This is a genomic window from Klebsiella sp. Q11 (assembly GCF_964241505.1).
Classification (GTDB): Bacteria; Pseudomonadota; Gammaproteobacteria; order Enterobacterales; family Enterobacteriaceae; genus Klebsiella; species Klebsiella michiganensis.
Genome location: NZ_CAXSXW010000007.1, coordinates 246,068 through 257,985 on the forward strand (window position 1 = coordinate 246,068; position 11,918 = coordinate 257,985).

The window sequence follows — 11,918 nt, forward strand, 5'->3', positions numbered from 1 at the left end:
GTTTTCGTCAAAAATGACTTTCACCTGAGGATGACCCGGTGAACCGTTTTGTAATTGCTGACTCCACCGTCTGTATCGGCTGTCGCACCTGCGAAGCCGCCTGCGCTGAGACTCACCGCCAGCAGGGCCTGCAGGCCATGCCCCGGCTGCATTTAATGCGCAATGAAAAAGAATCCGCGCCGCAGATGTGCCACCACTGTGAAGATGCGCCCTGCGCCGCCGTCTGCCCGGTTAACGCCATTAATCGCGTCGATGGCGCGGTGCAGCTCAATGAGAGCCTGTGCGTAAGCTGCAAGCTGTGCGGCATCGCCTGTCCGTTCGGCGCCATTGAGTTTTCCGGCAGCCGTCCGCTGGATATGCCGGCTAACGCCAATACGCCCCTGGCCCCCGCCGCGCCGCCGGCGCCGGCCCGCGTCAGCTCGCTGCTCGACTGGGTGCCGGGCGTGCGCGCCATCGCCGTCAAATGCGACCTGTGCCACTTCGATGAGCAGGGCCCGGCGTGCGTACGCACCTGCCCGACCAAAGCGCTGCTGCTGGTGGATATCCGCGATATCGCCCAGGCCAGCAAGCGTAAGCGGCAGCTGACTTTTAATACCGATCTCGGCGATCTGTCGCTGTTCCAGGCGCAACAAGGGGACGTGAAATGAGTGTGATTTCCTTAGTGAATCAGGCGGTGGCCTGGTACGCCGCCAGCGCGGTGCTGGCGTTTCTGTTCGCCCTGCGCAAACCGCTGAGCGGGGCGATCGCCGGGATTGGCGGAGCGGTCGCCAGCGCGATGCTGGTGCTGGCGGGCGGAACGGCGCTGCTGATGCCGGAGCGCGTTAGCGGCGGCATGCTGCAGATGCTGCATTTGACCCTGCGCGTGGGCGGCGTCAACGCGCTGTGGCTGCTGGCAATCGGCCTGTCGGCGCTGCCGATTTCGCTGTTCAATATTGCCTGGCATCGTCATCCGCAGGTGAAAGCCAACGGCCTGCTGGTGAATCTGCTGCTGGCCGCCGCCGTCTGCGCCGTGGTGGTGACAAACTTCGGCGCGCTGGTGGTGATGGCGGAGATTATGGCCCTTTGCGCCGCGTTTCTTACCGGCTGCGCGCAGTCCGGCAAGCTGTGGTTTGCGCTGGGTCGCCTCGGTACGCTGCTGATGGCGTGGAGCTGCTGGCTGGTCTGGTCGTCCTACGGCACCCTTGAGCTGGCGCAGATTACCCAGCTGGCGCTGGCGGCGCCGCAGAACGCGCTGCTGTGGCTGCCGGGCCTGGTCGGCTTTGCGCTGCTGGCCGGAGTTATTCCGCTGCACGGCTGGGCGCCGCAGGCCCACGCCGGCGCCAGCGCACCGGCCGCCGCGCTGTTTTCCACGGTGGTGATGAAGGTCGGTCTCTACGGCATCCTGACGGTCTCGCTGGCCGGCAGCGTACCGCCGCTGTGGTGGGGCGTGATGCTGCTGGTGCTGGGCATGATCACCGCCTTCGTCGGCGGGCTGTACGCCCTGATGGAGCACAATATTCAGCGCCTGCTGGCGTACCACACCCTGGAAAACATCGGCATTATCCTGCTCGGCCTCGGGGCGTTCGTCACCGGCGTGGCGACCCATAACCCGACCCTGATGGTGCTGGGCTTTATTGGCGGCATGTATCACCTGATCAACCATAGCCTGTTTAAAACCACCCTGTTCCTCGGCGCGGGGGCGGTGTGGTTCCGCACCGGCCATCGCGATATCGAAAAGCTCGGCGGGATCGGCAAGAAAATGCCGCTGATTTCGCTCGCGATGCTGGTGGGCCTGATGGCGATGGCCGCGCTGCCGCCGCTGAACGGCTTTGCCGGGGAGTGGGTTATCTATCAGTCCTTCTTTAAGCTGAGCACCGGCGACGCGTTTGTTGGCCGCCTGCTCGGGCCGCTGCTGGCGGTGGGCCTGGCGATTACCGGCGCGCTGGCGGTGATGTGTATGGCGAAAGTCTACGGCGTCACCTTCCTCGGCGCGCCGCGAAGCAAAGAGGCGGAAAACGCCACCTGCGCGCCGGGGCTGATGACCTTTAGCGTGGTACTGGCCGCCGTCTGCTGCGTGATTGGCGGGGTTGCCGCGCCGTGGCTGCTGCCGCTGGTGAGCGGGGCGTTTCCGGTGCAGGCGGAGGTCTCCAGCGCGGTGTCCCAGCCGATGATCGCCATTCTGCTGATTGCCTGCCCGCTCCTGCCGCTGCTGCTGATGATCTTCTTCAAGGGCGATCGCCTGCCGGCGCGCTCCCGCGGCGCGGCCTGGGTCTGCGGCTACGACCATGAAAAATCCATGGTGGTGACCGCCCACGGTTTCGCCATGCCGGTGAAAGAAGCCTTTGCGCCGATTCTGAAACTGCGCCACTGGCTGAACCCGGTGCGCCTGGTGCCCGGCTGGCAGAACGCTTCCGCGCCTGCGCTATTTCGCGGCGTGGCGCTGGTGGAGCTGGCGGTACTGGTGGTGATTGTGATTTCCCGAGGAGCCTGAGAATGAGCGTATTAATTGCATTGTTGCAGGCGCTGGTGCTGTTCGCCGTCGCGCCGCTGTTGTCCGGGGTGACCCGCGTCGCCCGCGCGCGTCTGCATAATCGCCGCGGTCCGGGCGTGCTGCAGGAGTACCGGGACATTCTGAAACTGCTGGGCCGCCAGAGCGTTGGCCCGGATGCCTCCGGCTGGGTCTTCCGCCTGACGCCGTACGTGATGGTCGGCGTGATGCTGACCATCGCCACCGCGCTGCCGGTGGTGACCGTTGATTCGCCGATGGCGGGGCTGGGCGACCTGATTACCCTGATCTACCTGTTCGCTATCGCCCGCTTCTTCTTTGCTATTTCCGGCCTTGATACCGGCAGCCCGTTTACCGCTATCGGGGCGAGCCGCGAAGCGATGCTCGGCGTGCTGGTGGAGCCCATCCTGCTGCTCGGCCTGTGGGGCGCGGCGCAGGTCGCGGGGTCCACCCATATCAGCAGTATCACCGACACCATTTATCACTGGCCTGTCGCCCGCACTCTTCCGCTGATTCTGGCGCTGTGCGCCTGCGCCTTCGCCACCTTTATCGAAATGGGCAAGCTGCCGTTCGACCTGGCGGAAGCGGAGCAGGAGCTGCAGGAAGGCCCGCTCTCGGAATACAGCGGCAGCGGCTTCGGCGTGCTGAAGTGGGGCATCAGCCTCAAGCAGCTGGTGGTCCTGCAGATGTTCGTCGGCGTATTTATCCCGTGGGGACAGATGACCAGCTTTAGCGTCGGCGGTCTGCTGCTGGCGCTGGTGGTTGCCGTCGTCAAGCTGGTGCTCGGCGTGCTGGTGATTGCGCTGTTCGAAAACAGCATGGCGCGTCTGCGCTTTTGCGCCACCTCCCGCGTCACCTGGGCCGGGTTTGGTTTTGCCTTTTTAGCCTTCGTCTCCTTGCTGGTGGCGTGATTTAAGAGAGTTTGAGCATGTCTGAAGAAAAAATCGGTCAACACTATCTCGCCGCGCTGCATCAGGCCTTTCCGGGCGTGGTGCTGGATGAAGCCTGGCAGACCAAAGACCAGTTGACGGTCACGGTGAAGGTCAACTATCTGCCGGAAGTGGTCGAGTTCCTGTACTACAAGCAGGGCGGCTGGCTGTCGGTGCTGTTCGGCAACGATGAACGCAAGCTGAACGGCCACTACGCCGTCTATTACGTGCTGTCGATGGAGCAGGGCACGAAGTGCTGGATCACCGTGCGCGTGGAAGTGGACGCCAATAAACCCGAGTATCCGTCGGTGACGCCGCGCGTGCCGGCGGCGGTATGGGGCGAGCGCGAAGTGCGCGACATGTACGGCCTGGTGCCGGTGGGGCTGCCGGACGAGCGCCGGCTGGTGCTGCCGGACGACTGGCCGGATGAACTCTATCCGCTGCGTAAAGACAGCATGGACTACCGCCAGCGTCCGGCGCCGACCACCGACGCCGAAACCTACGAGTTTATCAACGAGCTGGGCAGCAAGAAAAACAACGTGGTGCCGATTGGCCCGCTGCACGTCACCTCCGACGAACCGGGCCACTTCCGCCTGTTCGTTGACGGCGAGAATATTATCGACGCCGACTACCGCCTGTTCTACGTTCATCGCGGGATGGAAAAGCTGGCGGAAACCCGGATGGGCTACAACGAAGTCACCTTCCTGTCGGACCGCGTGTGCGGTATCTGCGGTTTCGCCCACAGCACCGCCTACACCACTTCGGTGGAGAACGCGATGGGCATCGTGGTGCCGGAGCGCGCGCAGATGATCCGCGCCATTCTGCTGGAGGTGGAGCGCCTGCACTCGCACCTGCTGAACCTCGGCCTCGCCTGCCACTTTACCGGCTTCGACTCCGGGTTTATGCAGTTCTTCCGCGTGCGCGAAACCTCGATGAAGATGGCGGAAATTCTTACCGGGGCGCGTAAAACCTACGGTCTGAACCTGATTGGCGGCATTCGTCGCGATCTGCTGAAAGAGGACATGATCCAGACCCGCCAGCTGGCGCAGCAGATGCGCCGCGACGTGCAGGAGCTGGTGGATATGCTGCTCAGCACGCCGAATATAGAGCAGCGTACCGTGGGCATCGGTCGTCTCGACCCGCAAATCGCCCGCGACTTCAGCAACGTTGGCCCGATGGTGCGCGCCAGCGGCCACGCCCGCGATACCCGCGCCGATCACCCGTTTGTCGGCTACGGCCTGCTGCCGATGGAAGTGCACAGCGAACAGGGCTGCGACGTCATCTCGCGCCTGAAGGTGCGCATCAACGAGGTCTACACCGCGCTGAACATGATCGACTTCGGCCTCGATAACCTGCCGGGCGGCCCGCTGATGGTCGAAGGGTTCACCTATATTCCGCACCGCTTCGCGCTGGGCTTCTCGGAAGCGCCGCGCGGAGATGATATCCACTGGAGCATGACCGGCGACAACCAGAAGCTGTACCGCTGGCGCTGCCGGGCGGCGACCTACGCCAACTGGCCGACCCTGCGCTATATGCTGCGCGGCAATACCGTCTCCGACGCGCCGCTGATTATCGGCAGCCTCGACCCATGCTACTCCTGCACCGACCGCATGACCGTAGTCGACGTGCGCAAGAAGAAAAGCAAAGTGGTGCCGTACAAAGAGCTGGAGCGCTACAGCATCGAGCGTAAGAACTCGCCGCTGAAATAAGGAATCGCCATGTTTACCTTTATTAAAAAAGTCATCAAAACCGGCACCGCGACGCACTCATACCCGCTGGAGCCGATGCCGGTGGATAAAAACTTCCGCGGCAAACCAGAGCATAACCCGCAGCAGTGCATCGGCTGCGCCGCCTGCGTTAACGCCTGTCCGTCGAACGCCCTGACGGTGGAGACCGATCTGGCCACCAACCAGCTGGCGTGGCAGTTCAACCTCGGACGCTGCATTTTCTGCGGACGCTGCGAAGAGGTTTGCCCGACAGCGGCGATTAGGCTCTCTCAGGAGTACGAGCTGGCGGTGTGGAAAAAAGAGGATTTCCTCCAGCAGTCGCGTTTTGCCATCTGCCACTGTCGGGTATGCGAACGGCCGTTCGCCGTACAGAAAGAGATCGACTACGCCATCGCGCTGCTCAAACACAACGGCGACAGCCGCGCCGAGCTGCATCGCGAAAGCTTTGAGACCTGCCCGGAGTGTAAACGCCAGAAGTGCCTGGTGCCGTCCGACCGTATTGAACTGACTCGCCATATGAGAGAGGCCAGCTGATGAGCAACTTATTAGGGCCGCGCGATGAAAACGGCATTCCGGTGCCGATGACGGTGGATGAGTCCATCGCCAGCATGAAGGCATCGCTGCTGAAGAAAATTAAGCGTTCCGCCTACGTCTACAGGGTGGACTGCGGCGGCTGCAACGGCTGCGAGATCGAGATTTTCGCTACCCTGTCGCCGCTGTTCGACGCCGAGCGTTTTGGGATCAAAGTGGTGCCGTCGCCGCGTCACGCCGATATTCTGCTGTTTACCGGGGCGGTAACCCGGGCGATGCGTTCTCCCGCGCTGCGCGCGTGGCAGTCCGCGCCGGACCCGAAAATCTGTATCTCCTACGGCGCCTGCGGCAACAGCGGCGGCATCTTCCACGACCTCTACTGCGTATGGGGCGGCACCGATAAAATCGTGCCGGTGGATGTCTATATTCCCGGCTGCCCGCCGACCCCCGCCGCGACGCTGTACGGCTTCGCGATGGCGCTGGGCCTGCTGGAGCAGAAAATCCACGCTCGTCTGCCGGGCGAACAGGACGAACGGCCGACCGAGCTTCTGCACCCGGATATGGTACAGCCGCTGCGGGTGCGCATCGACCGCGAAGCGCGCCGGCTGGCGGGCTATCGCTACGGTCGCCAGATAGCCGACGACTATATGCGCCTGCTGGGGCAGGGCGATAGCCAGGTGGTGCGCTGGCTGGAGGCGGAAAAAGATCCGCGCCTGACCGAGATCGTCACCCATCTGAACCAGGTGGTCGAGGGAGCGCGTATCCGATGAGCGAGACGGTGGTGTTCAGTCAGCTGAGCCGTAAATTTATTGATGAGAACGATGCGACGCCCGACCAGGCGCAGCAGGTGGTCTATTACAGCCTGGCGATTGGCCACCACCTCGGCGTCATCGACTGCCTTGAGGCGGCTCTGAGCTGTCCGTGGCAGGCGTATCTGGCGTGGATTGCGACCCTCGAAGAGGGCAGCACCGCGCGGCGCAAAATGGAAGGCGTGCCGAAGTACGGCGAGATTGTTATCGACAGCAATCATGTGACGATGCTGGCCAACGCTTTTGATAAAGCGCAGGCCCGGCAGACCCCCGAGCAGCAGGTATGGAGCAAAACGCTGCTCAGCATGCTGCATGATATTCACCAGGAAAGCGCCATCTACCTGATGGTGAGGAGACTCCGTGACTGACGTTTTACTCTGTGTCGGCAATAGTATGATGGGCGACGACGGCGCAGGTCCGCTGCTGGCGGAGATGTGCGCGGCTAACCCCGTCGGCGAATGGGTGGTGATTGACGGCGGCAGCGCGCCGGAAAACGATATCGTCGCCATTCGCGAGCTGCGCCCCGAGCGCCTGCTGATCGTCGATGCCACCGATATGGGCCTGAATCCCGGCGAGATCCGCATCGTCGATCCGGACGATATCGCCGAGATGTTTATGATGACCACCCACAATATGCCGCTCAACTATCTGATCGATCAGCTAAAAGAGGATATCGGCGAGGTGATTTTCTTGGGTATTCAGCCGGATATCGTCGGCTTTTATTACCCGATGACCCAGCCGATTAAGGACGCGGTCGAGGTGGTGTACGCGCGGCTTGATGGCTGGCAGGGGAATGGCGGTTTTGCGGCACTTGAAGCCGCAGAGGAGCCGGCGTTCCCCGGCTAAGCGCAGCGCGAGCCGGAAGTTCGGTCAGGGTGAACAAGCGTACTTTTTTCCCGGGTCGCGGCGTAAACGCCTTACCCGGGCTACCGGTCCGCGAGCGTTGATGAACCTGTAGCCGGAAGTTAGGTCAGGGGGAGCAAGTGGACTTTTTTCCCGGGTCGCGGCGTAAACGCCTTAGCCGGGCTACCGGTCCGCGGGCGTTGATGAACCTGTAGCCGGAAGTTCGGCCAGGGGGAGCAAGTGTACTTTTTCCCGGGTCGCGGCGTAAACGCCTTAGCCGGGCTACCGGTCCGCGGGCGTTGATGAACCTGTAGCCCGGCTAAGCGTAGCGCAAGCCGGGAAAATTTCCGTGTTACAGGTGTTTGTTAGGCTGAGGCTCCCTCAGTCCGCGGGGCACACTACGCCAAATCTTCCCCATTGCTGGCAATCACCTTCTTATACCACCAGAACGACTTTTTGCGTTTTCGCGCCAGCGTGCCGCGTCCGGCATCGTCGCGGTCGACGTAGACAAAGCCGTAGCGCTTGCTCATCTCGCCGGTAGAGGCTGACACCAGATCGATACAGCCCCAGCTGGTGTAGCCCATCACCGGAATGCCATCCTCGATGGCGTCACCCATCGCCTTAATATGCTCGCGCAGATAGCTGATGCGGTAGTCGTCGTTAATCTCGCCGTTAGCGTCAATCTCATCCCGCGCGCCGAGACCGTTTTCCACGAGGAACAGCGGTTTCTGGTAGCGGTCATACATCATATTCATGGTGATGCGCAGGCCTAGCGGGTCGATGCCCCAGCCCCATTCGCTGGCCTGAATATGCGGGTTCTTCAGCGATTTAACGATATTGGCGGCGCTGGTGTTGCCGGCGTTCATCTCCGCCGACGCGCAGCGCGAAGCGTAGTAGCTGAAGGAGACGAAATCGACGGTATGGCGCAGGATTTCATCATCGCCCGCTTCTTTGGCGATAGTCACGCCTTTCTCGCGGAATACCCGCGCCGCCCAGACCGGATACGCGCCGCGCGCCTGGACATCGATAAAGAACAGGTTCTCGCGATCTTTCTCCAGCGCCATCCATACGTCTTCCGGCTTACAGGAGTAAGGGTAGAAGTTGCCGCCCGCCAGCATACAGCCGACCTGATTTTGCGGATTCACCTCGTGGGCGATTTTGGTCGCTAAGGCGCTGGCGACCAGTTCATGATGGGCGGCCTGGTATTTCACCTGCTCCTGATTTTCCCCCTCTTCAAACACCAGACCGGCGCCGGAGAACGGGCTGTGCAGCATGATGTTGATTTCATTGAAGGTAAGCCAGTATTTCACCAAACCATCAAAGGCTTCAAAGCAGGTGCGGGCGTAGCGGGTGAAGAACTCCACCATTTTTCGATTGCGCCAGGAGCCGTACTCGGTGACCAGGTGCATCGGCACGTCGAAATGGCACAGCGTCACCAGCGGCTCGATGCGGTGCTTTTTGCACTCCTCGAACAGCGAGCGATAAAAGGCGATCCCTTCCGGGTTCGGTTCCAGCTCATCGCCCTCAGGAAACAGACGGCTCCAGGCGATAGAGGTGCGGAAGACGCTAAAGCCCATCTCCGCCATCAGGGCGATATCTTCTTTATAACGATGATAAAAATCGATCGCCTCGTGGCTCGGGTAGAACTCATCGTCGCGCAGCGCGAAGCGTTTCTCCTGCCCCAGCTTGACCGCCAGGCGGTGCGCACCGTGGGGAATCATATCGACGGTGGTCAGCCCTTTGCCACCCTCCAGATATGCCCCTTCGGACTGGTTGGCGGCCAGTGCGCCGCCCCATAAAAATCCCTGTGGAAAAGTCGCCATGCGTTACCTCGTTAACAAAATGGTGTTCAGGCGTGAGAAGCCTGGGTGCCGGCCTGGCGCTGTCTGGCGTCGGCGGCGGCTTCTTCTTGCGGAATATCTTCAAAGCCAAGCATCAGCGTCAGGACAAACGACAGCACTACCGCCAGCGCCATGACGCCGAAGACCCAGACGATGGTCATCGGATTGGCCGGGTCGAAAAACTGGACGCTGGTAAACAGCCCCGGCGCCGCCATTGAGTGGCTGGCGAGCCCGGCAATACCGGCCACCGCGCCGCAGATAAAGCCGCTGATCAGGCTGGCGATCAGCGGTCGCTTCAGCCGCACCGCCACGCCGTACAGCGCCGGTTCGGAAATCCCCGCCAGAATCGCGGAAGCCGCGGCCGCCAGCGCCGTCTGGCGCAGCTCCGGGTTTTTGGTTTTCCACGCCACCGCCAGCGACGAACCGCCCAGCGACAGATTAGCGCCGATTTCCGACGGCATTACCATGCCCTCTTTGCCGGTTTCGGCGATGGTCTGAATGATAGTCGGGGTAAAGACCCGGTGCATCCCGGTCATTACCAGCAGCGGCCACAGCGCGCCCATAATCGCCACCGACAGCCAGCCGAGATAGCTGTGGATCGTATAGACCAGCGCGGAAATGGCGCTACCGATCCAGATGCCGAGCGGGCCAATCAGCAGAATCGACAGCGGAGCGGCGATCAGCACGATCAGCATCGGTTTAAGGAAGTTTTTTGTCACCGCCGGGGTGATACGGTCGACCCAGCGTTCGATATAGGAGAGGCACCAGGTCATCACCAGCGCCGGGATCACGGTATAGGTGTATTTCACCGCCGTCACCGGAATAAAGGCGAACTCCACGTGCTCGCCCTGGGCGGCTTTGGCCATCAGCTCGATAAAGCTCGGGTGTACCAGCACCCCGGCAATCGCAATCGCCAGCGACATATTGGTTTTGAACTTCACCGCCGCGGAGGCCGCGACCATCAGCGGCAGGAAGAAGAACGCGCCGTCGCCGATAACCGTCAGAATAGTCAGCGTTGGCGCGCCTTTGGGCAGCGCGCCGGTCATCTCGAGGATCATCGCCAGCAGCTTAACCATCGATCCGCCGATAATCGCCGGGATCAGCGGCGACATAGTGCCGATCAGCGCGTCGAGGATCCCGGCGCCGATGCGTTTCAGGGTAATGGGCGGTTTCCCCTGCGGTTCGGCGGGTCGCAGATCCCCCGGCAGCAGCGCAACCACTTCGCGATACGCCTGGGAGACGGTATTGCCCACGATCACCTGGCACTGGTTATCGCTACGCACGACGCCGAGCACGCCTTTCAGCCCTTTGAGGGTGGCGCTGTCGACCCGCTCGTTGTCTTTGACCACGAAACGCAGGCGGGTCATGCAGTGGGTGACGGCGGCAACGTTATCTGCGCCGCCAATTGCCGCGATAATCTGCTGCGCCAGAGCTGCATAATTTTTAGACATCGGATTTTATCCTGTTTATCAATGGGGTACTGGCTTGTCGCCGCGCCGGAAAGCGGAGCGGCATCATGCATACATAAGAAACCGGTTCCACAAAATCATGATTAGTTTCATGAATGCATACAAGAAATAAAAAAATAAGATCTCGATTTTGTGATTTTGATCGCTGTGTGCGCATCAGCGCGGGCGACGCGCAAATGCTGAAAAAGCGCAGCGCGTGCAGTACACTGCGGGCAACATTGGCAACAGGAATAACCACATGGCAACGATGCTGGAGGTAGCGAAGCGCGCGGGGGTGTCAAAGGCCACCGTTTCGCGGGTGCTGTCGGGGAACGGCTATGTCAGCCAGGAGACCAAAGATCGCGTCTTCCAGGCGGTGGCCGAAAGCGGCTACCGGCCGAATCTGCTGGCGCGCAACCTGGCGACGAAAAAGACCCAGACCCTCGGGCTGGTAGTGACCAACACCCTTTATCACGGCGTCTATTTCAGCGAACTGCTTTACCACGTGGCGCGGATGACCGAAGACAAAGGGCGGCAGCTGATCCTCGCCGACGGCAAGCACAGCGCGGAGGAGGAGCGCGAGGCGATTCAGTATCTGCTCGATCTGCGCTGCGATGCGATTATTATCTATCCGCGCTTTCTCAGCGTTGATGAGATGGATGAGATTATCGAAAATCATGAGCGGCCGATCATGGTGCTCAACCGCCGCCTGCGCCGCAACGCCAGCCACTGCGTCTGGTCCGATCAAAAGGCCTCGGCGATGATGGCGGTGGAAAAGCTTATCGCGCTGGGCCATCGGGAAATCGCGTTTATTACCGGTTCGCTGGATTCGCCAACCGGCGTAGAGCGTCTCTCGGGCTATAAAGACGCGCTGGCCCGCGGCGGCATTGCCCTGAATGACTCTCTGATCGTCGAAGGCCGCTGGACGCCGGAAACCGGCGCGGCGGGAGTCGAGACGCTGCGCCAGCGCCGCGTCGGCTACAGCGCGCTGGTGGCGAGCAACGACGATATGGCGGTTGGCGCGATGAAGCAGCTGCACCAGCTCGGCGTCAAGGTCCCGGAGCAGGTTTCGGTGGTGGGCTTTGACGATATCGCGCTGGCGCCGTTTATGGTGCCGGCGCTCTCCAGCGTCAAAGTCCCGGTGACGGAGATGATCAAAGAGAGCATCAACCGGCTGATCTTTATGCTCGACGGCGGCGATTTTAAATTTCAGCAAACCTTTTCCGGCGAGCTGATTGAACGCGACTCGATGGTTCCCGGCCCGCACGCCTGACGTCGTCAGCTGTCATCGTCACAACTGACGAT

The 11,918-nt window shown here is 61.5% G+C and carries 11 protein-coding genes; 9 read left to right on the forward strand and 2 right to left on the reverse strand.

Features of this window, described 5'->3' with window-relative positions; translation table 11 throughout:
* The first annotated feature begins 38 nt into the window (after window positions 1-38).
* The 8 genes from ACESQ2_RS13745 to hycI are packed head-to-tail and all read left to right on the forward strand — an operon-like array spanning window position 39 to window position 7,327.
* Window positions 39-647 (forward strand): 4Fe-4S dicluster domain-containing protein, encoded by a 609-nt coding sequence (locus ACESQ2_RS13745; protein ID WP_014839318.1) that lies wholly within the window; start codon window positions 39-41, stop codon window positions 645-647.
* Window positions 644-2,470: a formate hydrogenlyase subunit 3 gene (hycC, locus tag ACESQ2_RS13750; protein ID WP_042945924.1), complete on the forward strand. Its 1,827-nt coding sequence runs from the start codon at window positions 644-646 to the stop codon at window positions 2,468-2,470. The genes ACESQ2_RS13745 and hycC overlap by 4 nt, the downstream gene beginning before the upstream one ends.
* Window positions 2,471-2,472: 2 nt before the next feature.
* Complete coding sequence (locus ACESQ2_RS13755; RefSeq protein ID WP_046877486.1) at window positions 2,473-3,396, forward strand: respiratory chain complex I subunit 1 family protein; 924 nt, start codon at window positions 2,473-2,475, stop codon at window positions 3,394-3,396.
* A gap of 17 nt (window positions 3,397-3,413) precedes the next feature.
* Window positions 3,414-5,123 carry a formate hydrogenlyase subunit HycE gene (hycE, locus tag ACESQ2_RS13760; RefSeq protein ID WP_046877487.1) on the forward strand — a complete coding sequence of 570 codons (1,710 nt, stop codon included), beginning with the start codon at window positions 3,414-3,416 and terminating at the stop codon, window positions 5,121-5,123.
* 9 nt (window positions 5,124-5,132) lie between these two features.
* The gene (locus ACESQ2_RS13765) at window positions 5,133-5,675 is read left to right on the forward strand and encodes a formate hydrogenlyase complex iron-sulfur subunit (protein ID WP_009651597.1); all 543 of its coding nucleotides are present in this window, start codon (window positions 5,133-5,135) and stop codon (window positions 5,673-5,675) included.
* Window positions 5,675-6,442, forward strand: a complete 768-nt coding sequence (locus tag ACESQ2_RS13770) for an NADH-quinone oxidoreductase subunit B family protein (protein ID WP_032750980.1) — start codon at window positions 5,675-5,677, stop codon at window positions 6,440-6,442. The genes ACESQ2_RS13765 and ACESQ2_RS13770 overlap by 1 nt, the downstream gene beginning before the upstream one ends.
* Complete coding sequence (locus ACESQ2_RS13775) at window positions 6,439-6,849, forward strand: formate hydrogenlyase maturation HycH family protein (RefSeq protein ID WP_224260173.1); 411 nt, start codon at window positions 6,439-6,441, stop codon at window positions 6,847-6,849. The genes ACESQ2_RS13770 and ACESQ2_RS13775 overlap by 4 nt, the downstream gene beginning before the upstream one ends.
* Window positions 6,842-7,327 carry a hydrogenase maturation peptidase HycI gene (gene hycI, locus ACESQ2_RS13780; RefSeq protein WP_032694626.1) on the forward strand — a complete coding sequence of 162 codons (486 nt, stop codon included), beginning with the start codon at window positions 6,842-6,844 and terminating at the stop codon, window positions 7,325-7,327. Before ACESQ2_RS13775 ends, hycI begins: the two co-directional genes overlap by 8 nt.
* Before the next feature lie 395 nt (window positions 7,328-7,722).
* Here hycI and ACESQ2_RS13785 read toward each other — a convergent pair whose 3' ends face one another.
* Entirely contained in the window at window positions 7,723-9,147 is a 1,425-nt protein-coding gene (locus tag ACESQ2_RS13785) for a 6-phospho-beta-glucosidase (protein ID WP_032694625.1), read from the reverse strand.
* A gap of 26 nt (window positions 9,148-9,173) precedes the next feature.
* Window positions 9,174-10,616, reverse strand: a complete 1,443-nt coding sequence (gene ascF, locus ACESQ2_RS13790) for a PTS cellobiose/arbutin/salicin transporter subunit IIBC (protein WP_004104835.1) — start codon at window positions 10,614-10,616, stop codon at window positions 9,174-9,176.
* 256 nt (window positions 10,617-10,872) lie between these two features.
* On the opposite strand from ascF, the gene ACESQ2_RS13795 reads away from it, so the two are divergent.
* Entirely contained in the window at window positions 10,873-11,886 is a 1,014-nt protein-coding gene (locus ACESQ2_RS13795) for a LacI family DNA-binding transcriptional regulator (RefSeq protein WP_025107280.1), read from the forward strand.
* The last annotated feature ends 32 nt before the right edge of the window (window positions 11,887-11,918 follow it).

What these genes read in the sequence shown, in the direction of transcription:
- ACESQ2_RS13775 (WP_224260173.1), top strand. Translation starts at nt 6,439, where the DNA reads ATGAGCGAGACGGTGGTGTTCAGTCAGCTGAGCCGTAAATTTATTGAT.
- hycE (WP_046877487.1), top strand. Translation starts at nt 3,414, where the DNA reads ATGTCTGAAGAAAAAATCGGTCAACACTATCTCGCCGCGCTGCATCAG.
- ACESQ2_RS13765 (WP_009651597.1), top strand. Translation starts at nt 5,133, where the DNA reads ATGTTTACCTTTATTAAAAAAGTCATCAAAACCGGCACCGCGACGCAC.
- ACESQ2_RS13785 (WP_032694625.1), bottom strand. Translation starts at nt 9,147, where the DNA reads ATGGCGACTTTTCCACAGGGATTTTTATGGGGCGGCGCACTGGCCGCC.
- ascF (WP_004104835.1), bottom strand. Translation starts at nt 10,616, where the DNA reads ATGTCTAAAAATTATGCAGCTCTGGCGCAGCAGATTATCGCGGCAATT.
- ACESQ2_RS13770 (WP_032750980.1), top strand. Translation starts at nt 5,675, where the DNA reads ATGAGCAACTTATTAGGGCCGCGCGATGAAAACGGCATTCCGGTGCCG.
- hycC (WP_042945924.1), top strand. Translation starts at nt 644, where the DNA reads ATGAGTGTGATTTCCTTAGTGAATCAGGCGGTGGCCTGGTACGCCGCC.
- ACESQ2_RS13795 (WP_025107280.1), top strand. Translation starts at nt 10,873, where the DNA reads ATGGCAACGATGCTGGAGGTAGCGAAGCGCGCGGGGGTGTCAAAGGCC.
- ACESQ2_RS13755 (WP_046877486.1), top strand. Translation starts at nt 2,473, where the DNA reads ATGAGCGTATTAATTGCATTGTTGCAGGCGCTGGTGCTGTTCGCCGTC.